The sequence below is a fragment of the Staphylococcus sp. aM genome, from assembly GCF_052975125.1.
The window spans coordinates 2196879-2220312 of the sequence record NZ_CP121447.1; the positions used below are offsets into that span (position 1 = coordinate 2196879).

Here is a 23434-nt window from a genome sequence, read left to right on the forward strand (position 1 = left end):
ATGAATTCATTTAACATACCACAAGACGCCATAATCACAATTGCAGGTACAGTTGGTGTCGGTAAGTCTACCCTCACTCAAGCTTTAGCAGATAAGTTAAATTTTAAAACCTCATTTGAAAACGTAGATCATAATCCCTATTTGGATAAATTCTATCAAGATTTTGAGCGTTGGAGCTTTCATTTACAAATCTACTTTTTAGCAGAACGTTTTAAAGAGCAAAAACGTATGTTTGAGTATGGCGGCGGGTTTGTACAAGACCGTTCTATATATGAAGATGTAGATATCTTTGCCAAAATGCATGAAGAACAAGGAACTATGAGTAAAGATGATTTCAGAACTTATTCAGAACTATTTAATGCCATGGTCATGACACCTTATTTTCCAAAACCAGATGTTCTTATTTATTTGGAATGTGATTATGATGAAGTCATTGAACGTATCAAACAACGTGGTCGTGAAATAGAAATTGATACCAACCCTGAATATTGGCAAAAATTATTTGACCGTTACGATCATTGGATTAATAACTTTAATGCTTGTCCAGTCGTTCGCGTGAATATCAATGAATATGATATTCATAACGACCCCGACACACTAAATCCTATTATCGATAAAATTGCACATGTTATCGATACGTATCGTCAAGTTGACCCAAGATAATCAAAAACCAAATAGATAAGCTCCCAACATTAGTAACCACATCTATAGTGGCCACAAAGTCGGGAGCTTTTTTTTATTTAATAAATACTAACATTATTGTTTATCAAGCACTTGTTTAACTTCTTTAGCACTTTCAATGATGACATCCGCTTCGTGAAGTTCTTCTCTTTTAGCGATACCCGTTAACACACCAATACTCAATCCTAAATGTGCATTAATTGCGGTCTTCATGTCATTTGCGGTATCCCCTACAATCACTACTTGTTCTGGTTTAACATCATAAGCTTCGAATAATGGGTCTAATACTTTGGGACTCGGTTTTTCTTCAGCATGTGTTTCTGTTGAAATAACTAAATCGAATAAATCTTTTGATTGGGTTGCTTCTAAAAATTGAGTAACTCCTTTGTTGGTATCACTTGTTACAATACCTATTTTATAGCCATCTTGACGTAAGGCTACAATCGTATCATAAACACCATCTATCCAATGATTTTCTGGCTCTCTTGAGTCTACTAACTCTTGGCTCGTATTTCTTGTCCATTCAGAAGTATCTTGACCAGTAACATCATCAAAGGATTTAATCATTTCGCCTAGCGACCCTGAACCCATTACAGAATCTGGAACAATCTTATCATCTAGTATGCCTAATTGTCTGTGCGCTACTTCTTTATCATGAACAGGAAATGTATCTAACAATTTATCAACAAGACGTATACCAATTTTTTCCCAACTCTTATCAAACTCTATTAACGTGCCATCTTTATCAAACAGTATCCATTCCATTGATATCACTACACTCCATATTTTATTTTTGTTTCAATACGTATTATTGTAGTACAACCATAGTTAAAAATGTAGGAAAGTTACTTTTAAGTCGCTTCTTGGATTAAAAATAATTATTTTAACTATACGAATAATATTATAACTTTAACGCATATAATCGCTGTATTATTGTTTATTAAAAAAAAGCTAGAAACCTTTAATAAAGGCTCCTAGCAATAATTTAAAATTTTAGTATCTAGGCACTACAAAACGCCAACCGTGACGATCTTCTAGCGAACCATTTTGAATACCTGTATATTCATTATAAAGTTTTGTCGTAATTTCACCTGGTTCATTGTTGTTAATAACAATTTCTCTATCTTCATAACGTAAAGTACCTACTGGTGAAATTACTGCTGCTGTACCAGTACCAAATACTTCTGTTAACTCACCTTTGTCGTACGCTTCAAATAATTCGTCAATAGAAACTCGACGTTCTTCAACTTCATATCCTAAATCTTGCGCTAACTCGATAATAGATTTACGTGTAATACCTGGTAAAATACTACCATTTAATGCTGGTGTAACAATTTTTCCATTTTCAACAAAGAAGATGTTCATACTACCTACTTCTTCAACATATTTTTGTTCAACACCATCTAACCAAAGCACTTGGTCGTAACCTAATTTGTTAGCGTTCGTTTGTGCTAATAAGCTCGCAGCATAGTTACCTGCTACTTTAGCAAATCCTACACCGCCACGTACGGCACGTACATATTCGTCTTCTACATAAATTTTAGTGGATTTTAATGTATCACCACCATAATAAGCACCTGATGGGGATAAGATAATTAATAATTTATACGAATGAGATGCTCTTACGCCAAGAATACCTTCAGTCGCAAATACAAAAGGCCGGATATATAATGATTGGCCTTCACCTTCTGGGATCCAATCACGTTCAACATCTACTAATTGTTTCAAACCTTCCAATAAGACATCTTCATCCACTTCTGGCATTTCCAAACGTGCTAAAGAATTATTAATTCGTTTAAAGTTTTCATCTGGGCGGAATAAAACAACTTCATCATTATATTTATATGCTTTCAAACCTTCAAATACAGCTTGACCATAATGTAAACCTTGAGCAGCTGGTGAAATTTCAAATGGTGCATAAGGCACTATTTTTAAATCTTGCCAACCCTTATCAGCATCATAATCATAACTCAACATATAATCTGTAAAGTATTGACCAAATCCTAAATTCGAATTATCTGGTTTTTCTTTTAAAGTATCTCGTTTCTCAAATTTAACTTGTTCTGTCATGATAACGGCCTCCTAATATTGCTACCAATATAAATAGTTATACTAGATTATAGCAATCGTATATATACTATTCAATAAATTTTCCGAAAATTCAAACTAAATACTAATATGTATAATATATCTTAAGTAAAACACTATCGCTTTTATCTTACAAGTCAAGTAACTGCTCGAAGATAAAAAATCACTCCTTCTAATGTAAAAATAATTAGAAGGAGTAAAACTAACATTTACTACGTTATATTTAATAAGCAGATTATTTTGTTGCTTTTTCTTTAGCTTCAATAGCATCTAACATTAATTTAGTCATACTTTCTAAATCATATTTAGGATTGAAGCCCCATTCTCCACGTGCACAACTTGTATCGATACTATCTGGCCAACTTTTAGCAATACCTTCTCGTACAGGATCCACATCATAGTCTAACGTAAAGTCTGGATAATGTTCTTGAATAGCTTCTTTAACCATTTCTGGATCAATACTCATAGCACTTAAATTATAACCATTTCTAGTTTCTAATTTAGCACCATCAGCTTCCATTAATTGAATAATAGCTTCAATTGCATCGTCCATGTACATCATATCCATAAATGTACCTTTATCAATATAGCTTGTATAATGATTTTCTCTAACTGCTTTAAAGTATATTTCTACAGCATAGTCTGTAGTACCGCCGCCTGGTTCTTTAACATGTGAAATTAATCCTGGGAATCTTACACTACGTGTGTCTACACCAAATTTAGTAAAGTAGTACTGGCATAATAATTCTCCAGCAACTTTATTGACACCATACATTGTTGTAGGTTGTTGAATCGTTACTTGTGGCGTATTCACTTTAGGTGTTGAATCACCAAATGCGCCGATTGAACTTGGCGTGAAGAAATGTAAATCGTATGTACGTGCTGCTTCTAAAGCATTCATTAATCCACCCATATTTAAATCCCAAGCAAACATAGGGTTCTTCTCTGCAGTAGCTGATAATAAAGCAGCCATATGCATTAACGTATCAGCTTCGAAATTTTTAACTAATTCAAACATTTTGTCACGATCTGTTACATCTAGAATTTCAAATGGTCCATCATTTACTGGCGAATCAGCTTCTGGTTCTCTAATATCCGTAGCTAGTACATTATCTGTACCATAAATTTCTCTACATTTAACTACTAATTCTGTACCTATTTGTCCTAAGGCACCTGTTATCATAATTTTTTTCATTATAAATCTCCCCTTGTGTTTATAGAAAATTCGTTGTCTTTCTCGTGTGAACAAATTCTCGATTTACATCTATATTATAATATAAAAGCGTTTTCTTGTATATATAGTGAGTACAAAGTTAGAATTTCTAATTTTTGATATTAAACCAATATCTAATTATAAATTTAAATTTTTTAGGTACAATGTCATATACGTTAATCAAATATTAATAAACCTTAAAATTACAGTAAATTATGTTTATGCAATATTTTTATTTAAATTTTATATGCTAAAATTGACTTGTTATATTTTTGATTATTAAGGAGGCCAATATGAAGCGTCTATTTTTTTCATTTATTTTAATCACGTTGATTTGTTTAGGATTTATCAATCATCCTGTACAAGCAGCTGAAAATCAAAGTGACAATCAAAAGAGTAATACCACATCAACTCAACAAATAAATACAAGTAGCCAAGAATCAAGGCAAAAAGCCACCACAGAACAGCAACCTTCAAAAGATGATACTACGACATCGTTACCTGAAGATAAAACTAATAAAACGTCTTCTAATAATAACCATGAAAATCAGCAAAATATTTCTGTACATAATGAAGAACTAGCTAAGTATCAAAATAAAGCAATTGATACAAATACTCATAGAGATGACAACAATTCAACAGTTAAGAGTAATAAAAATACTACAAACATAACTTCTTATCATTCAAATACACAACACGAACAACCAAATTCAAATACCAAGGAACAAGTAGTAAATATTAACAAGAATTCAAATGCACCAAAGCAACAGTTAAAAGAACAGCAATCTTCAACTAAAAATCAAAGTAACAATGATAAAAATCATCAACAGCAGACTGATCAGAACAAGCAACTATATGTAACTTCTACACAAACACAAGAAAAAGCTAAGCATAATGATAGCTCGAAAACAGAAAGTACTAACAAAAATGAACATACAATTTTACATACTAACGATATCCATGGCCGCTTTGTTGAAGATGATGGAAAAGTTATTGGCATGCCTAAGGTTAAAGGTCTTAAAAATAAAGAAAAGCCCGATTTGTTATTAGATTCTGGTGATGCTTTCCAAGGCTTACCTGTCTCTAATAACTCTAAAGGCGAAGAAATGGCAAAGGCTATGAATAGTGCCGGCTATGACGCCATGACCTTAGGCAATCATGAATTTGATTTTGGATATGACCAACTACTTAAATTAAAAAAGCAACTTAACTTTCCAATGATTACTTCAAATGTTTATAAAAATGGTAAGAGTGACTTCAAACCATCAACAATTGTTAAAAAAAATGGCGTCCGTTATGGCATTGTTGGAGTTACAACACCAGAGACTAAAACTAAAACTTCACCATCGGCTGTTAAAGGTGTTGAATTTAAAGATCCACTGACAAGTGTAAAACATGCTATGAATGACATTAAAGATCAAGTAGATGTTTTTGTCATTTTATCTCATTTAGGTGTAGATCCTAATACTAAAAAAGAATGGCGTGGCGACTATTTAACAGATCAATTATCGAAAGATAAATCATTTAAACAATCTATCATTGTATTAGATGGACACTCTCATACTGTCATTGAAAACGGTAAATCCTATGGTAAAAATGTATTAGCTCAAACTGGAACTGCCTTAGAAAATGTCGGACGCATCCGATTCAATAGAGAGAATAATCAAACCAAAAATCTTAAAGCGGATTTAATCAACGTCGCTGACACAAAAAATATTAAGCCTGACACTAAAATTGAAAAACAAGTAAACAAAGCGAATGATGACTTCTTAAAAGCGACATCAACAGTCATTATTCCTAATAACAAAGTGAAACTTAATGGTGAACGCAATGTTGCCCGTACACAAGAAACAAATTTAGGTAATTTAATTACTGATGCAATGGAGGATTATGCTTCTAAGAAATTTAGCCATCGCCCTGATTTTGCTATTACAAATGGTGGAGGCATTAGAGCATCTATCGATAAAGGTAAAGTAACACAAAATGATATTATTACTGTTTTACCTTTCGGAAACTTAATATCTCAAATAAAAGTAAAAGGTTCCGATGTTAAAAAAGCTTTTGAACATAGTATAAGTGCACCTACAGAATCAAAAGATGGCAAATCACAATTAACGGCAAATGGCGGCTTCTTACAAGTATCTAAGTCTATTCGAATTGGATTCGATATTACTAAAAAGTCAGGCAATAGAGTTACGGATATTCAAATTCTTAATCATGATACTGGAAAATTCGAAAAGTTAGACCCAAATAAAACATATTATGTAGCAACAAATGATTTCACCGCTAATAAAGGTGATGGCTATGACATGTTTGGCGGTAAACGAGAAGAAGGTGTTTCTTTAGATGAAGTAGTTGCTCAATACATTAAAAATGCTAATTTATCTAAATATGATACCAACAAACCTGAAAGAATCATCAATGGTCAACTGTCTCAAAATAATAAACATAATGACAAAGTCGTTCCACTTCCAAAAACAAAAGACATTAAAACGACTTATTACCCTGGAAATAATGTAGCGACAATCTCATCACATCAAAGAAACCACTCAGATAAGTCGTCACGCAATCCGGTTAGTCGTATCGGTACCTATCAACCTAGCAGTAAAATAACTGCAGCGACTCAAAACAATACGCATCAGAATAATAAGCCATTAAATAAAAAGCAGATTGAAGCATCAAATCAAAGCTATGAACAAAACAAAACTAATATGTTTAATACACAATCAGCTTATCTGAGACACGCAACATCATACACTCAATCAAATTTAGATATCGTAAAATCTAACACTAAAGATATACAAAACATGTATAATGGAGAGCCTTCTCAACAATCGAAACATACAATTTCAACTGTACTTCCTAATACAGGAGATAGTAATCATTCTGATGTTATCGCGCTATTAATAGCGATAACTGGTATCACTTTATTATATTCACGTAAAAAATCTGCATAATATAAAGAAGGTCATGAGACAGTATTGCATGTCTCATGACCTTCTTATTACAATCTTTATTCCATTAAAAAATCTTTAAATGTTTGTGGTTTATCGTTAACTAAGTTTTCAAAATCGTTAGATTGTTGATCCAGTAATCCCCTTGCACCCGCTTCATACATGGATGCTAGAAGTGCTCCAAATCCTTTTGGTTCATCATACATATTTGCAAACGTCTCTAATGAAACAGGTTCATATTTAATTTCTGTTTGAGATACATCTGATAAAATATCTGCAAGCTCATACATATCATAACTATATCCTGATAATAAGTAACGTTCTCCCCATGTATCAGGATTTTCTATGATGGCAATGATACCTCTTGCAATATCATGTCTAGTTATATAATTAATTCGTCCTTCACCTACTGGATATATCAACTTATGCATATCCATTAATTCTGGAAGATACGGTTTCAATGGATCCATATACATTGCCATTCTGACATATGTGTAATCAATACCGCTTGAAGCAAGAAGACGTTCAGCATATCCAAAGTAAGGACTCATATGGAAAGGATTATTATGTTGATCAGCATAATATCCAATATAAATTATATGACTAACACCGCTTTGCTTTGCTGCACTAATTAGATTCTCTACTTCTGGAATTCTTTTAATAGATGGATGTATGATACTTGGTATAAAAATGACCGTATCCATATCTTGAAATGCTGTAATCATACTTTTTTCATCAAAATAATCTAATTGCCTTACAGAAACATTATCTCTCCATCGTTCTGGAACTTTCTCTAAATTTCTTACCCCTATATAAAATCGGTCAATACCATGTTCGATGGCTTGGCTAGTAATATGATGACCTAAATTTCCTGTAGCACCTGTTAACATTATATTCATTTCAGTCAGCTCCTTTATTTAAGACTAATACTTCTAACCACATAAATAAACTTATTGATACAAAAAACACTTAGTGAATTCAACTTCTCCAACTCACTAAGTGCTAAAATATATTTTTATACTTCCATTAATTTACCCACATTACGCATGATTCTCGCTTTTTTATAACCATGAATATCATGCAATTCTTTATACGCGCTAAATAGTTTCTTATAGCGTTTCACTTTTTCAGGATCTGGCGTTACTTCATATAAAACAGGTTCTTTCATAGACTCAATTGCTTCATTTAACGTTTGATGTGCACCACCACAAACTGAACCAAGAATTGCTGCACCAATAGCAGGCGCATATTCACTATCTATTATTGTTACTTTTTTATTTAGTACATTTGCATAAATATCCATCATTAGTGGATTTTTCTTAGGAATACCACCACAAGCAAAGACATCTTCAACATCCATATTCCAACTTTGGTATTGTTGCATAATCATTTTAGTACCAAATGCTGTAGCTTCTAAGTATGCACGGTAAAGTTCTTCATGTGTCGTTTGTAACGACATGCCAAATACACACCCTTTTAAGTTACTATCACTTAACACACTTCGGTTACCGTTATGCCAATCTAATACAATCAGACCACTTTCGCCAGGCATTTGATCTTTTACTTTCTCATTTAATAATTCAAAAATTGAAATATCTCTTTCATTCGCTTCATCGACATATGCTTTCGGTGATTGATTTGCAATATATTCAAAAAGATCACCTACTGCTGATTGTCCCGCTTCATAAGCATATAAATCTGGAATAATTGCACCTTTAACAGAACCTTAAATACCAGGCACTTGATGTTGTTGTTCATTTAACATAAGATGACATGTACTTGTTCCAATTACCATTGTCATTTGCTTGTCTTGTTGTGAACCAATACCTAATAAACTAGAATGTGCATCTATGATAAACGGACTTACTTTTGTTTTGGTAGAAAGACCCAATTTCTCTGCCATCTCTTCAGAAATTTGGCCAACTGTTTCGCCTATTTTAACAATTGGTGCGTCCACCTTTTCACGTACAACATCTGATAATTGATCATTTACTTTATCAAACAAATCATAATGGAATCCTTCATTTTCTTCCCAAAATGATTTAAAACCTAAACCACAATTAGAGCGAACATTTTGTCCTGTTAATTTATTAACAATCCAATCTCCAGCTTCCATGATATTAGCTGTTTTTTCTAACACTTCTGGTGCCTTGTTCATTACTTCCATAATTTTAGGAATCATCCATTCACTACTAACATTAAATCCATAGTAGCCTAACCATCTACTCTTATTATCTAATGCCGTTTGGAAAAGTTGATCCGCTTCTGCTTGAGCACCATGATGCTTCCATAGTTTTACATATGCATGTGGATTATTTTCAAATCCTGGTAAATTATGAATAGGTTCTAAATGTTCATCTGTAAACATAACTGTAGAAGAAGTAAAATCAATACCAATACCTACAATTTCTTCTGGGTTTATACCTGAAGATTCAATTAAATATGGCACACCCTCTTCTAAAACTTCCATATAATCATTTCCATTTTGAAGTGAGAAGCTATGTGGTAACTTAACTCCATTTAAATTCTTTTCAATTGTGCCATGTGTATATGGCTTTATATATTTATCTATTATTTTTCCATTTCTTGTATCAACTAAAAAAGCTCTTCCTGAGCCTGTTCCGTAATCTACTCCAATGCTATAACTCATAGTTATACCCCCATACTTTATCTACATCTCTTTAAGTAAGCGTTTTCCTAAATAATACGCATAAATGAACAATAAATCAATCATAAAAGTTCAAAAAGAACCAAAATGAACATTTTCGTACAAAAAATCATTGACACAAGCAACTGTAAGCGTTTACTATTGTTTACATAAATAAAAGTGAACAAGTATTAAAGGGAGATGAACAAAAATGAGCATTGAGTCAAAAGCTTATCGCCTAATTCAACCAGGCGAATTTGAATATACAACAATTAATCATGAGTTTAGAGATGGTGATGTTATTGTTAATCCTTCAAAAGCAAGTGTTTGTCATGCTGACCTAAGATATTACACAGGTAATAGACGTAAAGAAGCATTAGACAAAAAATTACCTATGGCTTTATTCCATGAAGGTATCGGTACTATTGAAGATTCTAAACATCCTGATTATCAAAAAGGAGATAAATTAGTTATCGTTCCGAATATCCCTTCTCGTTTAAGAGCTGGTGAATTCGAAGAAACAGATTTATTAGATAATTATGATGAAAATGCCGTATTTATGGGTAGCGGCTATGATGGTATTTGCCAAGATAGAATGGTGGTACCTGGAGATAACATCGTGAAAATTCCAGACACATTAGATGAAGACGTCGCTTTATTAGCTGAATTATGTTCAGTGTCATTATTCCCAATCAATCAACTTAAAGAGATCACTACTAAATCTTCTCCACAAGTTGCAGTATTCGGCGATGGTCCAGTTGGTTATTTAGCAGCAACTGCACTTCATTATATATATGGTATTGAAAAAGAAAATTTAATTGTTTTCGGTGCTATCGAAGAAAAACTTCAATCATTCGAAAACTTTGCTACAACACATCTTGTATTTGATTATGATTTCAACAGTCATAAAGGTGTTCATACTGTATTTGAATGTTGTGGTGGTAAATTCTCTGAATCTGCAATTAACCAAGCGATTGATTTAATCGATAGACAAGGTCAAATTGTTTTAATGGGTGTTACTGAAGACCTAGTTGGTATTAATACACGTGACGTATTAGAAAAAGGTTTAACACTTTCAGGTAGTTCAAGAAGTACAAAACATGAATTTGAACAACTCATTGCTTCATTCGAAAACGAAGATTATCAACAAGCACTTAAAAAATTAATCCCTGATGATTACTATGATATCTATAGTACAGAGGATCTTAAAAAGGCGATGGATGATACTGCAGCACATAAAGGTTGGAAAAAAACATATTTAAGATATCACTGGTCATAAACCGTGATATCTAAGGGGAGATAACATAATGATGAACAAGACAACGTTTTTAGGTATGCCCAAACAAATCGTATGGGGTTACATTGGGATATTAATATTTATGATGGGAGACGGCCTAGAAATTGGTTGGCTAAGCCCCTATTTACAACACAATGGATTTAGCTCAAATGAAGTAAGTTGGTTATTTGGGTGCTATGGTATTACAGTTGCAATTGCAAGTTGGTTCAGTGGCGTTTTAGCTGAAGCATTAGGCGGTAAACGTACAATGTTTATCGGTTTAGTATTGTACATTATTGGAACAATATTCTTTGTTGGTGTGGCACTACCTTCTGAGAATTTAGCAATTATGTATCCTGCTTATGCATTAAGAGGTTTAGGTTATCCTTTATTTGCTTATTCATTCTTAGTTTGGATTTCATATCGTTCTGAACAACGTACGTTAGGTGCGGCTGTAGGTTGGTTCTGGCTCGTATTTACTGGTGGATTAAATGTGTTAGGTGCATTTTACTCTATCTTTGCGATTAAATACTTAGGTCATATTGGAACATTGTGGAGTTCATTATTCTGGGTAGTTTTAGGTGGATTCTTAGCTATCGTCCTAAATAAAGATAAATTGCCTACTGATAAAAGCAATGCAAAAGCAAAATTAGCTGAAATGTTAAAAGGATTCACAATCGTTGTTGAAGAGCCAAAAGTATTAGTAGGTGGTATTGTACGTGTTATTAATACCACTGCACAATTCGCTTTCCCAATCTTCTTACCACTTTACTTAGAATCTTACGGTATCCCAACTTCTAAATGGTTAGCTGTTTGGTCAGCGATTTTCTTCGGAAATATCGTCTTTAACCTTATTTGGGGTATTATCGGAGATAAAATTGGTTGGCGTAATACTGTTATGATTTTCGGTGGTATCGGTAGTGGTATCTCATGTCTATTAATGGGCTATGTACCAATCTGGTCACACGGAAATATCATTTTACTTACAATTGTTGGTGTTGCTTGGGGTATCTTTATCGCAGCATATGTACCTTTAACTGCTTTAATTCCTTCATTAGTGAAGAAGGATAAAGGTGCTACCCTTTCAATTTTAAACTTAGGTGCTGGTTTACCAGTATTCGTAGGACCAATGATTGTAAGAATTTTCTTAGAACCTTTTGGTGACTTAGGTGTTATTTGGATTTTAGGCGTATTATACTTCATTAGTACAATACTAACTTACTTCATTAAAATGCCGAAAAGTCAACAATACGGTGAAACAGAATAAAACTCAATAATATAGAGGCTGTAGGCTAAGTATAAGATGGTCATTTCATTGTCATACTTTCATCTACAGCCTTTATTATGTATTTGATATACTATAATAAACATACATAAATCATGGATTATTTATATAATTTGAACAAAATTACTAGATGGAGACGGTGAATATGTTACCTGCCGAAAGAGAACAAAAAATTATATCCTATTTAACTAAATACAAAACTGCCTCAGTTCACACATTAGCTAAAGAATTTAATGTACACGATGCCACAATTCGTCGCGATCTTGTTAAACTCGAGCAATATAACCAAATTAGACGTACACATGGTGGTGTGGTGTTAAATAATGAAAATGTATATAGTGAGCTAAATTTCGATGAAAGACAAACAGAATATTATTACGAAAAGCTAGGTATTGGATACAAAGCTGCTGAGTTCGTTGAAGATGGAGATACACTTATTATCGACTCAGGTTCAACCACATTATTATTTGCTAAAGCTTTACTGCATAAGCAACATTTAACCATCATTACAAATGATATTCATATCGCTTCGATACTTCGTTCTTCTAACCATAAAGTCATCGTAACTGGCGGTACTCTATATCATAACAATTATGTACTAAATGGTTTAATTACGACACAAACACTTCAATCATTTAACTCGATGAAAGCTTTTTTAGCTACTCCTGCTATAGATGCGATCAAAGGTGTGACTCACTATAGTGAGGAATTTGTAGATGCTAAACGTCAAATGGTAAATCAATCAAAAGAAGTATATATGCTTACAGACAGTTCTAAATTGAATAAAATTGCTTTTTACCAAGTATGTCCTATTCATAAAATTACTGCTTTAATCACAGATCATCACGAAGACTTACATGAGTATAAGAAGACCATTCCAAATGTGATTGCTATCGACCCTAAAGATTATCAATAAATGAGTCTTTCATTATATTGAAAGTACCATTAATCAATGTTATAAAGAAAGTAAGCACTTTCACATTTATACACTTTAAATGGTAAGTCTCCTGTTTGTCTGCGAGGATACTGCGGATAGTCTTACTTAGTCATATTTTTATTGAATGAGGGTGATGCTATGAATAATCAAAAGCCTTTGCAAACATACAAATCAAAACAAACGACTGTAATAATTACTAGTATAATATTTATGTTATTTATCATTTCAGACATACGTACGATATTAAGTAAAGATGAATGGCTGCCTTTGGCATTAGCCGGTGGATCTTTAATTATATTTATTGTCTTTTTAATGATTAATATAAAGTCATTTATCCATAATTATAAACGCAGACCTTATTAAATCGAAAATAATGATAAAGATAATAGGACTGGGACAGAAATAATAAAGAACCACTAATCATTGATTATGTAGTGGTTCTTACGCATTAGCCACAGCTAATGTGTACTTTAAAATAGAAATACATGAGTGAAACTCATGCAGAAGAGATACTAATTTCTAAAGAAAAAGTATTTCTTTATTGTTGTCCATCCCCAACTTGCACTGTTTGTAGATTTTCTTTTCAAAATTATCTATGTTTGGGGCCCGCCCCCCGGCAAGGTTGACTAGAAATAAAAAATCTTGGTACATTAAACCGTCTTTGTAATTTATTACTTAGACGGTTTTATGCATGAACATTAGTTCATGTATACCTCTAAAGCTTAATTTGAACGCATGAGTCAATACTCATGTGTAAGTCATTCTAATTTCTATAAGAAAAAGAATGACTTTACAGTCAACTACGACCTAAATATGAATGTAAATTGAAATATATATTTATATCCTAGCCTGATTTCTTTTATTTCTGTGCTTTTTTATAAAAGTAATTAGCTACGACAATATCTACAATTGCTAGTCCCACTGATTTAAATAGCGTGACTTCTTTCTCATCTGTTCTACCTTGTTTACGACCTGCCACAATATCCCCGAGCTCTGCGTGTAACATATCTTGTGTTAATACGCCTTCTTGTTCGGGAATTTTTAAATCTCCTGTTTCTTCCATTGCTGCTTCTGTTGATTCTACGACAATTTTATTCGCAACCATCATAGATTCTGTTGGTAACTCTTGCATGTCAGGTTTAAAAGAACCTACCGCATTTAAATGAACACCTGGATCTAATGTTCTATCGAAAACCGGAGTTGATGAATTAGTAGCAGTGACAACGATATCTGTCCCTTCAATTGCCTGATTTGCATCTTCAAATACTTCAACATTAACATCATATAAATCTTTTGTTTGTTTTGCTAATCTTTCTGCTTTCTCCGTCGTTCTACTAGCAAAATGAATCGTATTAATTTTTCTAACTGCTAAAACAGCCGCAATTAGTCCTTCAGCTTGTTCGCCGGCACCAATTACACATAAAGCACTTGCATCTTCTCTAGATAAATATTTTGTTGCAACACCAGATATGGCACCCGTTCTTATTTTAGTTAAATATCCACCATCTAAAACAGACAAAGTTTCCCCTGTTTCATAATCACTTAAAATAACTGAGCCACTTATGGTCGATTTACCTTTTTCCGGGTTTTTAGGTGCAAAGGTCACTGTCTTTAATCCGACAATTTTTAGCGCATCAGATAGCGCAGGCATGACTAAATATCTATTATCCTCATTAAACGGAATCGAATAGCGTAATGGCGTTTCAGTTTTACCTTCAGAAAAGGCTTTGAGTGATTCTGCTACTTCATCTATCACTTCACGCATATTGAGTAATTGCTGTTGATCATTTTCAGTTAAATATAACATATTCTGTCCTCCATCTTACATAATTATCGTATCTTCATACATTTATACTCATCTTTACCCGATATTTTAATGAAAAATGTCGGTAATTTAAAGTTTATATTGTTCTGCACGCATATTCATGCTATTCTTAAAAACATAAATAAAGAGATAGTTAGACAAATGTCTTTACCATCTCTGCGATTTTGTTTATTTAAACAAAACTATTTAATTTAACTTTTGACGACACACATTCTCCTATTTTGGGGAATGTTTTTTTGCATATAATTAATTGATTGGAATATGGTACCGTTTTACAGGTGCACCATTCTTTTTGATATAAGGTTCTATTTCATAGCCACCATAATACAAGATCACTTTTTGAGAGCTGAAATTCTTAGGATTACATGTCATTAATACATATTTAACTTGTTTTGTTTTCAATATATCTAAAGCATGACCCAACATTTCTTTTGCATAGCCTTTACCGCGTTGTGATGATGCTACACCATAGCCTACATGTCCGCCTATCCGAGTTAACGATTCATTTAGTTGATAGCGAATATTAACCGCGCCTACAATCGCTTCATCTTTAAAGTAAAACATTGTACTTGTTTCCACCCAATCTTCTCTAGGCTTAGGCTTATTAATATGATCTACCATTTCTTTAAAGCCTGTATATTTTTTAAAATCTATATTACCAGGGACAATTTTTTCTTCATTTTCATACCATTCATTAATATACTTTAGAAATTGTGATTCATCATCATATGTAAGTTGTCGAATTTCACCCATTGTTTCCACTCCAATAAAATTAAAAAGCACCCGCAAAATACGAGTGCTTAATTTGTTGAATAAATCGATTAAATAATGTTAAGTTCTTTACCAACTTTTTCATATGCTTCTATAGCTTTATCTAACATTTCTTTTGTATGTGCTGCAGTAGGCATATTTCTAACTCTACCTGTACCTTTTGGCACTGTAGGGAATACGATAGACTTAACATAAATACCTTCTTCTTTAAGGCGTTTACTGAATACTTGAGTATCTTTTTCATCACCGATAATCACAGGAGTAATTGGTGTTTCAGACTCACCAGTGTTAAATCCTAACTTAGCTAAGCCATCTTTAAGATATTGCGCATTTTCCCATAATTGATCATGTAACTCAGTAGAAGCCATTAATTTTTTAACTGCTTCTGTAATTGCTTTAGTATCTCCAGGTGCTAATGAAGTTGAGAATAAGAATGGACGAGATTGTGCTTTTAACCAATCAATAAGTTCTTTAGTACCCGCTACATAGCCACCTACAACACCAATTGCTTTAGATAATGTACCAATTTGGAAATCGATTTTATCTTGTAAACCAAAGTGTTTAACTGTACCCGCGCCTTTGCCCATTACTCCAGAACCATGTGCATCATCAACATAAGTTAATAAACCAAATTCTTCTGCGATTTTAACAATTTCTGGTAATTTGGCAACATCGCCATCCATACTAAATACGCCATCAGTAATATACATTACTTTGTTATATTGACCTGATTCTACTGCTTCTTTAGCTTTAGCTCTTAAATCATCCATATCTGAGTGGTTAACACGAATGATTTTAGCTTTCGATAAACGACAACCATCTATAATAGAAGCATGATTTAGTTCATCAGATAGAATAGCATCGTTTTTATTCATTACTGCTGAAATCGCAGCCATATTACAATTGAAACCAGATTGATAAGCAATTGCTGCTTCTGTACCTTTAAATTTCGCTAGTGTTTCTTCTAATTCATCATGTAAATCTAATGTACCATTAATTGAACGAACAGCCCCTGCACCAACACCATGTGAATCAATGGCAGCTTTAGCAGCTTCTTTTAAATCTTCATTTGTTGCTAATCCCAAATAGTTATTTGATGACAAGTTAACGTAAGTTTTACCATCAATTTTAATTTCTGGACCATTTGCACCTTCAATTGAATCGATTTCATTGTACAATCCATTCTCTTTCAAGTAGTTAATATTTTCATTTAAAAAATCATGTAATGATTGAACCACAACCATATCCCCCTTGTATCTCTATTTACCTTTATAATACCTTAATTTCGCCATTCATGAAAGCCTTATCACTTATTGTATTTTTAATACTAAATATTCATTTTGAACTATTTTGTCTTATTAGATAATGATATACTAATTATCATAATAATACGGAAGAAGTGATAGTTTTGTTTGATTGGTTTCAATTGGCTAGTAAAAAAGAAAAGAGAATGATTCAATTAAGACGTTATTTACACCAATATCCTGAACTTTCTTTTGAAGAAAAGCAAACACATGACTATATAGTTAACCAACTTAGCCAATTGTCATGTGACATTCAAACGCCAGTAGGTAGAAACGGTATTAAAGCTACTTTTAAAGGAAAAGGTGAAGGGCCAACCATCGCCTTTAGAGCAGACTTTGATGCACTACCTGTTCAAGAATTAAACGATGTACCTTATAAATCTAAAAATGATGGTTGCATGCATGCATGTGGACACGATGGACATACAGCTATATTATTAGGCGTTGCAGAAATCGTAAATGAACATCGTCACTTATTAAAAGGTAATGTTGTTTTCATATTCCAATACGGTGAAGAAATTATGCCCGGTGGTTCACAAGAAATGATTAATGATGGATGCTTACAAGACGTTGATAAGATTTATGGCACACATCTATGGAGCGGTTATCCAACAGGTACTATTTATTCTCGTCCAGGACCCATTATGGCCTCACCTGACGAATTTAGTATCACGATACAAGGCAGAGGCGGTCATGGTGCTAAACCTCAAGAAACCATTGATCCTATTGTCATTATGGCTGAATTTATTTTAAGTGCTCAGAAGATAGTTTCTCGTACCATCGATCCAGTAAAACAAGCGGTATTAACGTTTGGTATGGTTCAAGCAGGCTCTTCAGATAGTGTGATACCTGATAGTGCGTTTTGCAAAGGAACAGTACGTACCTTCGACACTAATTTACAAAACCATATCAAAACTAAGATGGACAAATTATTACAAGGTTTAGCGGTAGCTAACGATATCACTTATGATTTTAATTACATTAAAGGTTATTTACCACTTCATAATCATCAACAAGCATATGAAGTTGTTAAACAAGCAGCTAATGATATGCACTTACGCTTTAATGAATCTGATTTAATGATGATTGGTGAAGACTTCTCTCACTATTTAAAAGTCAGACCAGGCGCATTTTTCTTAACAGGATGTGGTAATCAAGATAAAAATATTACTGCACCTCATCATAATCCTTATTTCGATATCGATGAATCATCATTTAAATATGCTGCCAGTGAATTTTTAAAAATTTTAGAACTTGAAAATGTATTTTAAAATATAACCTTGTAAATATTTAACATTTATCACACAAGTCATCCACTTATTACCTAAATCATAGGTAATAAGTGGATTTTTTAATGGTAAACAAATCGACGGTAAGGTTATGTATTTATAGAAATAAAAAAAGACCCCGTAATGGGGTCTTTGATATATCGAATAATAAAATTATTCGTGGATTTCAGTTACAACGCCTGATCCTACAGTACGTCCACCTTCACGGATTGAGAAACGAGTACCGTCTTCAATCGCGATAGGAGCGATTAATTCTACTGTCATTTCAACGTTATCACCAGGCATAACCATTTCAGTACCTTCTGGTAATTGAACAACGCCAGTTACGTCAGTAGTACGGAAATAGAATTGTGGGCGGTAGTTACTGAAGAATGGAGTGTGACGTCCACCTTCGTCTTTAGATAAAACGTAAACTTCCGCTTTGAATTTTGTATGTGGTGTAATTGAACCAGGAGCAGCTAATACTTGACCACGTTGTACGTCTTCACGAGCAACACCACGTAATAAAGCACCGATGTTGTCACCAGCTTCAGCGTAGTCTAATAACTTACGGAACATTTCTACACCAGTAACAGTTGTTTTAGAAGTGTCATGTAAACCGATGATTTCAACTTCTTCACCAACTTTGATTTGACCACGTTCAACACGGCCTGTAGCAACAGTACCACGACCAGTGATTGAGAATACGTCCTCAACTGGCATCATGAATGGTTTGTCAGAATCACGTTCTGGAGTTGGAATGTAGTCATCAACTGCTTGCATTAATTCTAAGATTTTTTCTTCGTATTTTTCGTCGCCTTCTAAAGCTTTTAATGCTGAACCAGCGATTACAGGTACGTCGTCACCTGGGAAGTCATATTCAGATAATAAGTCACGAACTTCCATTTCTACTAATTCTAATAATTCTTCGTCGTCTACCATATCAACTTTGTTTAAGAATACAACTAAAGCTGGTACACCAACGTTACGTGATAAAAGAATGTGTTCACGAGTTTGTGGCATTGGACCATCAGCTGCAGATACAACTAAGATACCGCCGTCCATTTGCGCAGCACCAGTGATCATGTTTTTAACATAGTCAGCGTGTCCTGGGCAGTCAACGTGAGCATAGTGACGTTTGTCAGTTTGATATTCGATGTGTGCAGTATTGATTGTAATACCACGTTCTTTTTCTTCTGGTGCGTTGTCAATCATGTCGTATGATTGTGCAACAGTGTCACCATTCTTAGCTAATACAGTTGCGATAGCAGCTGTTAAAGTTGTTTTACCATGGTCAACGTGACCGATAGTACCAATATTGGCATGTTCTTTTGAGCGATCAAATTTTTCTTTTGCCATTATTAAATCTCTCCTATTCTTAATAAAAGTTATTTTCAAAATTATCTCTCATGATAGTTTCTCACCATCATGAGAAGATGTTTGATTAAGTTGAGTCTAAAAGAAATACTACTTAATTCATATTTCCTTTATAATGCATTTACCCACAAAAATCAATTCATAAAAACGATTAGCCTATAACTAAGCTCAACCTGTATTTTAACCTAGCATAGCTAGTAATGACAAGTTATATTATTCGCCTTTATTTTTCTTAATGATTTCTTCAGAAATTGATTTTGGAACTTCTGCATAGTGGTCAAAGTACATAGTGTAAGTACCGCGACCTTGAGTGTTTGAACGTAATGATGTAGCATAACCGAACATTTCTGAAAGTGGTACATAAGCATTTACAACTTGTGCATTACCACGAGGTTCCATACCGTCTACACGTCCACGACGAGCAGTTACGTCACCCATGATATCACCCATGTATTCTTCAGGCATTTCGATTGTTACTTTCATCATTGGTTCTAAGATAACTGGATCACATTTTTTAGCAGCTTCTTTAAGTGCTAATGATGCAGCAATTTTGAAGGCCATTTCAGATGAATCGACATCATGGTATGAACCATCAAATAATTTAGCTTTAACATCGATTAAAGGATAACCAGCTAATACACCGTTTTCCATTGCATCTTTAAGACCAGCTTCAACTGATGGAATGTATTCACGAGGAACTACACCACCGACGATAGCGTTTTCGAATTCGAAACCGCCACCTGTTTCGTTAGGTGTGAATTCAATGTGAACATCACCGTATTGACCACGACCACCAGATTGACGAGAGAATTTACCTTGAACTTGTGCTGATTGTTTAAATGTTTCACGATATGAAACCATTGGCGCACCAACATTACATTCAACGTTGAATTCTTTCTTCATACGGTCAACTAAGATGTCTAAGTGTAACTCACCCATACCACCGATGATAACTTGTCCAGTTTCTTCGTCAGTATGTGCATGGAAAGTTGGGTCTTCTTCTTGTAATTTAACTAAAGCTTGAGTCATTTTATCTTGGTCAGCTTTAGATTTTGGTTCAACTGATAAGTGGATAACTGGCTCTGGGAATTCCATTGATTCCAAGATAATGTCATTTTTCTCTCCACATAAAGTATCACCAGTACCTGTTTCTTTAAGACCTACCGCAGCAGCGATATCGCCTGAGTAAACAGTGTCAATCTCTTGACGTGAGTTAGCGTGCATTTGTAATAAACGACCTACACGTTCACGTTTGTCTTTAGATGAGTTCTTCACGTAAGAACCTGAGCTTAAAGTACCTGAGTAAACACGGAAGAAAGTTAATTTACCAACATAAGGGTCAGTCATAACTTTGAATGCTAATGCAGCGAATTCAGCTGAATCGTCTGGTTTAGCAATTACTTCTTCTTCAGGATCATTAGCACGGTGACCAACGATTGGTTTAACATCTAAAGGAGATGGTAGGTAATCAATTACAGCGTTAAGCATTAATTGAACACCTTTGTTTTTGAATGCAGTACCGCAAAGAACTGGGTAGAATTCTACGTCAGTTGTAGCTTGACGGATTGCATTTTTTAATTCTTCTACTGAAATTTCTTCATCACCAAGATATTTTTCCATTAATTCATCATTAGTTTCAGCTACTGCTTCAATTAATGTTGAACGAGCTTCTTCAGCTCTTTCTTTGTGATCTTCAGGAATTTCAATTTCATCAATTTCTGTACCTAAGTCATTAGTGTATTTGAAGCATTTCATTTCAACTAAGTCAATGATAGCTTCGAATTCATCTTCAGCACCGATAGGTAATTGGATAGGTGCAGCATTAGCTTGTAAACGATCATGTAATGTGCTTACAGAGTATTCAAAGTTTGCACCTAATTTATCCATTTTGTTGATGAAAACGATACGAGGTACGCCGTATGTTGTAGCCTGACGCCAAACTGTTTCAGTTTGTGGTTCAACACCTGATTGAGCATCAAGTACTGTAACCGCACCGTCAAGTACACGTAATGAACGTTCAACCTCAACTGTGAAGTCTACGTGTCCTGGTGTATCGATGATATTTACACGGTGGCCGTCCCAAGCTGCAGTTGTTGCTGCAGATGTGATAGTAATACCACGGTCTTGCTCTTGTTCCATCCAGTCCATTTGTGAAGCACCTTCGTGTGTTTCACCAATTTTGTGGATACGACCTGTGTAATAAAGAATACGTTCTGTCGTAGTAGTTTTACCAGCATCAATGTGAGCCATGATACCGATATTACGAGTATTTTTCAAAGAAAATTCTCTTGCCATGTATTTTTTCTCCTTCCAGTTATTACTGAATAAGTACTTTAGATATGGCGATGCCCTAAGCATGAGCCATTATTGGTAAACCAATGTTACGGAACACGCTCAGGGTAAAAGCTTTAATCTTACCAACGGTAGTGAGCAAATGCTTTGTTAGCTTCAGCCATTTTGTGAGTGTCCTCACGTTTCTTAACTGCACCACCTGTATTATTTGCTGCATCTAAGATTTCGTTAGCTAAACGTTCTTCCATAGTTTTTTCACCACGAAGACGCGCATAGTTAACTAACCAACGTAATCCTAAAGTAGAACGACGTTCTGGGCGTACCTCAACAGGTACTTGGTAGTTTGAACCACCCACACGACGAGCTTTAACTTCTAATACTGGCATAATGTTTTCAATTGCTTCTTCGAATACTTCAATAGCTTGACGACCACTACGTTCTTCAACTAGGTCGAATGCTGAATAAAGAATTCTTTGAGCTGTTCCGCGTTTACCATCTAACATAATTTTGTTAATTAATTTTGTAACTAATTTTGAGTTATGAATTGGATCTGGTAATACGTCTCTTTTAGGTACTGATCCTTTACGAGGCATAATGTAAATCCTCCCTTCCTATTATAGTATATTGTGATTAATTATTTTTAAAATTTACGTAATCTTAAAAATTAATTTTTAGGTTTTTTAGTTCCGTATAATGAACGACCTTGTCTACGTCCGTCTACACCTGAAGTATCAAGTGCACCACGCACAATATGGTAACGCACACCAGGTAAGTCTTTTACACGTCCACCACGTACAAGTACAACACTGTGTTCTTGTAAGTTATGGCCGATACCAGGAATGTATGCGTTGATTTCAATATTGTTTGATAAACGCACACGTGCATATTTACGTAACGCTGAGTTAGGTTTTTTAGGTGTCATAGTACCCACACGAGTACATACGCCACGTTTTTGTGGAGAATTCAATTCAGTGAATTGTTTCTTCTTACTGTTAAAACCTCTGTTTAAAGCTGGTGAATCAGATTTTTTTGATTTGCTTTGTCTTGGTTTACGTACTAATTGGTTAATAGTTGGCATTGAATATGTCCTCCTCTCTTCATTTTTTAATCCCACACATCCAGGTGGTTCATTTTAAGGTTAAATAAAATTTAGTAAGCAGACACTTACTAATTCTCATTCAATATAGCAACGATTGTTGCATTTACATTGATACCTACATATTCTCCTAATTCTTTCTTAGATGAGAAAAGTGTATATGGTATATTTTTTTGATTGATTTGGCTTAACACGCGAGTCATTAGATGAACTTCTACGTCTCGAGCAATAATCAATGATGTAACTTGATCTTTATTCAACGCTTTGAGCGTTTCCTTAAGACCAACTACATATTGTTGTTTGTTAAAGCGTGCAACTTTTTCATTAGACATGTTCAATATCCTCCAAAGTTCTGCTTGCATCAACCTATAATATATTAACATTGTTACAGTACAATAGTCAATATTTATTCGTGTTTTT

At 34.0% G+C, this 23434-nt stretch carries 19 protein-coding genes and 1 pseudogene; 7 read left to right on the plus strand and 13 right to left on the minus strand.

Going from position 1 to position 23434, the window contains the following annotated elements; translation table 11 throughout:
- Entirely contained in the window at positions 1-663 is a 663-nt protein-coding gene (locus P7F85_RS10845) for a deoxynucleoside kinase (protein ID WP_002465571.1), read from the plus strand.
- A 93-nt stretch (positions 664-756) separates the two neighbouring features.
- Here P7F85_RS10845 and P7F85_RS10850 read toward each other — a convergent pair whose 3' ends face one another.
- The 3 genes from P7F85_RS10850 to P7F85_RS10860 form a co-directional block, all read right to left on the minus strand.
- On the minus strand, positions 757-1446 hold the full coding sequence (locus P7F85_RS10850) for an HAD family hydrolase (RefSeq protein ID WP_015365346.1): 690 nt from the start codon (positions 1444-1446) through the stop codon (positions 757-759).
- Positions 1447-1674: 228 nt separating this feature from the next.
- Complete coding sequence (locus P7F85_RS10855; RefSeq protein WP_002465567.1) at positions 1675-2751, minus strand: branched-chain amino acid aminotransferase; 1077 nt, start codon at positions 2749-2751, stop codon at positions 1675-1677.
- A gap of 253 nt (positions 2752-3004) precedes the next feature.
- Entirely contained in the window at positions 3005-3964 is a 960-nt protein-coding gene (locus P7F85_RS10860; protein ID WP_002465556.1) for an NAD-dependent epimerase/dehydratase family protein, read from the minus strand.
- Between the two features lie 311 nt (positions 3965-4275).
- Here P7F85_RS10860 and P7F85_RS10865 point away from each other — a divergent pair, with 311 nt between their 5' ends.
- The gene (locus P7F85_RS10865) at positions 4276-6939 is read left to right on the plus strand and encodes a 5'-nucleotidase C-terminal domain-containing protein (protein ID WP_002465560.1); all 2664 of its coding nucleotides are present in this window, start codon (positions 4276-4278) and stop codon (positions 6937-6939) included.
- Between the two features lie 56 nt (positions 6940-6995).
- Here the strand turns inward: P7F85_RS10865 and P7F85_RS10870 are convergent, their stop codons facing one another.
- Entirely contained in the window at positions 6996-7835 is an 840-nt protein-coding gene (locus P7F85_RS10870; protein ID WP_002465581.1) for an SDR family oxidoreductase, read from the minus strand.
- A gap of 116 nt (positions 7836-7951) precedes the next feature.
- Positions 7952-9586, minus strand: a pseudogene (locus tag P7F85_RS10875) (ribulokinase).
- A 208-nt stretch (positions 9587-9794) separates the two neighbouring features.
- On the opposite strand from P7F85_RS10875, the gene P7F85_RS10880 reads away from it, so the two are divergent.
- The 4 genes from P7F85_RS10880 to P7F85_RS10895 all read left to right on the plus strand — a co-directional run bounded on the left by P7F85_RS10880 (position 9795) and on the right by P7F85_RS10895 (position 13444).
- Positions 9795-10862 carry a zinc-binding dehydrogenase gene (locus P7F85_RS10880; protein WP_002465564.1) on the plus strand — a complete coding sequence of 356 codons (1068 nt, stop codon included), beginning with the start codon at positions 9795-9797 and terminating at the stop codon, positions 10860-10862.
- 28 nt (positions 10863-10890) lie between these two features.
- Positions 10891-12126 (plus strand): MFS transporter, encoded by a 1236-nt coding sequence (locus P7F85_RS10885; protein WP_002465577.1) that lies wholly within the window; start codon positions 10891-10893, stop codon positions 12124-12126.
- Positions 12127-12289: 163 nt separating this feature from the next.
- Positions 12290-13060, plus strand: coding sequence for a DeoR/GlpR family DNA-binding transcription regulator (locus tag P7F85_RS10890; RefSeq protein WP_002465566.1), 771 nt, complete (start codon positions 12290-12292; stop codon positions 13058-13060).
- A 159-nt stretch (positions 13061-13219) separates the two neighbouring features.
- A complete protein-coding gene (locus tag P7F85_RS10895; RefSeq protein ID WP_002452002.1) occupies positions 13220-13444 on the plus strand; it encodes a hypothetical protein in 225 nt (74 codons plus the stop codon).
- Positions 13445-13940: 496 nt separating this feature from the next.
- On the opposite strand, the gene P7F85_RS10900 is transcribed toward P7F85_RS10895, so the two are convergent.
- The 3 genes from P7F85_RS10900 to P7F85_RS10910 form a co-directional block, all read right to left on the minus strand.
- A complete protein-coding gene (locus P7F85_RS10900; protein ID WP_002465545.1) occupies positions 13941-14888 on the minus strand; it encodes an ornithine cyclodeaminase family protein in 948 nt (315 codons plus the stop codon).
- Positions 14889-15152: 264 nt separating this feature from the next.
- The gene (locus tag P7F85_RS10905; protein ID WP_002465582.1) at positions 15153-15659 is read right to left on the minus strand and encodes a GNAT family N-acetyltransferase; all 507 of its coding nucleotides are present in this window, start codon (positions 15657-15659) and stop codon (positions 15153-15155) included.
- A gap of 68 nt (positions 15660-15727) precedes the next feature.
- On the minus strand, positions 15728-16915 hold the full coding sequence (locus P7F85_RS10910; RefSeq protein WP_002465576.1) for a glycine C-acetyltransferase: 1188 nt from the start codon (positions 16913-16915) through the stop codon (positions 15728-15730).
- A 170-nt stretch (positions 16916-17085) separates the two neighbouring features.
- Between P7F85_RS10910 and P7F85_RS10915 the strand changes: the two genes are divergently transcribed.
- Positions 17086-18252, plus strand: a complete 1167-nt coding sequence (locus P7F85_RS10915; protein WP_002465550.1) for a M20 family metallopeptidase — start codon at positions 17086-17088, stop codon at positions 18250-18252.
- Between the two features lie 171 nt (positions 18253-18423).
- Here P7F85_RS10915 and tuf read toward each other — a convergent pair whose 3' ends face one another.
- The 5 genes from tuf to P7F85_RS10940 form a co-directional block, all read right to left on the minus strand.
- Positions 18424-19608: an elongation factor Tu gene (gene tuf / locus P7F85_RS10920; protein WP_002451225.1), complete on the minus strand. Its 1185-nt coding sequence runs from the start codon at positions 19606-19608 to the stop codon at positions 18424-18426.
- Between the two features lie 231 nt (positions 19609-19839).
- Positions 19840-21921, minus strand: a complete 2082-nt coding sequence (gene fusA / locus P7F85_RS10925; RefSeq protein WP_002465568.1) for an elongation factor G — start codon at positions 21919-21921, stop codon at positions 19840-19842.
- 119 nt (positions 21922-22040) lie between these two features.
- On the minus strand, positions 22041-22511 hold the full coding sequence (gene rpsG, locus P7F85_RS10930) for a 30S ribosomal protein S7 (RefSeq protein WP_002451223.1): 471 nt from the start codon (positions 22509-22511) through the stop codon (positions 22041-22043).
- A gap of 71 nt (positions 22512-22582) precedes the next feature.
- Positions 22583-22996, minus strand: coding sequence for a 30S ribosomal protein S12 (rpsL, locus tag P7F85_RS10935; RefSeq protein WP_002451222.1), 414 nt, complete (start codon positions 22994-22996; stop codon positions 22583-22585).
- An 89-nt stretch (positions 22997-23085) separates the two neighbouring features.
- Entirely contained in the window at positions 23086-23346 is a 261-nt protein-coding gene (locus P7F85_RS10940) for a ribosomal L7Ae/L30e/S12e/Gadd45 family protein (RefSeq protein ID WP_002451221.1), read from the minus strand.
- Positions 23347-23434: the final 88 nt, after the last annotated feature.

Coding starts and splice junctions, on each gene's coding strand:
- P7F85_RS10845 (WP_002465571.1), top strand. CDS start 1: ATGAATTCATTTAACATACCACAAGACGCCATAATCACAATTGCAGGT.
- P7F85_RS10850 (WP_015365346.1), bottom strand. CDS start 1,446: ATGGAATGGATACTGTTTGATAAAGATGGCACGTTAATAGAGTTTGAT.
- P7F85_RS10855 (WP_002465567.1), bottom strand. CDS start 2,751: ATGACAGAACAAGTTAAATTTGAGAAACGAGATACTTTAAAAGAAAAA.
- P7F85_RS10860 (WP_002465556.1), bottom strand. CDS start 3,964: ATGAAAAAAATTATGATAACAGGTGCCTTAGGACAAATAGGTACAGAA.
- P7F85_RS10865 (WP_002465560.1), top strand. CDS start 4,276: ATGAAGCGTCTATTTTTTTCATTTATTTTAATCACGTTGATTTGTTTA.
- P7F85_RS10870 (WP_002465581.1), bottom strand. CDS start 7,835: ATGAATATAATGTTAACAGGTGCTACAGGAAATTTAGGTCATCATATT.
- P7F85_RS10880 (WP_002465564.1), top strand. CDS start 9,795: ATGAGCATTGAGTCAAAAGCTTATCGCCTAATTCAACCAGGCGAATTT.
- P7F85_RS10885 (WP_002465577.1), top strand. CDS start 10,891: ATGATGAACAAGACAACGTTTTTAGGTATGCCCAAACAAATCGTATGG.
- P7F85_RS10890 (WP_002465566.1), top strand. CDS start 12,290: ATGTTACCTGCCGAAAGAGAACAAAAAATTATATCCTATTTAACTAAA.
- P7F85_RS10895 (WP_002452002.1), top strand. CDS start 13,220: ATGAATAATCAAAAGCCTTTGCAAACATACAAATCAAAACAAACGACT.
- P7F85_RS10900 (WP_002465545.1), bottom strand. CDS start 14,888: ATGTTATATTTAACTGAAAATGATCAACAGCAATTACTCAATATGCGT.
- P7F85_RS10905 (WP_002465582.1), bottom strand. CDS start 15,659: ATGGGTGAAATTCGACAACTTACATATGATGATGAATCACAATTTCTA.
- tuf (WP_002451225.1), bottom strand. CDS start 19,608: ATGGCAAAAGAAAAATTTGATCGCTCAAAAGAACATGCCAATATTGGT.
- fusA (WP_002465568.1), bottom strand. CDS start 21,921: ATGGCAAGAGAATTTTCTTTGAAAAATACTCGTAATATCGGTATCATG.
- rpsG (WP_002451223.1), bottom strand. CDS start 22,511: ATGCCTCGTAAAGGATCAGTACCTAAAAGAGACGTATTACCAGATCCA.
- rpsL (WP_002451222.1), bottom strand. CDS start 22,996: ATGCCAACTATTAACCAATTAGTACGTAAACCAAGACAAAGCAAATCA.
- P7F85_RS10940 (WP_002451221.1), bottom strand. CDS start 23,346: ATGTCTAATGAAAAAGTTGCACGCTTTAACAAACAACAATATGTAGTT.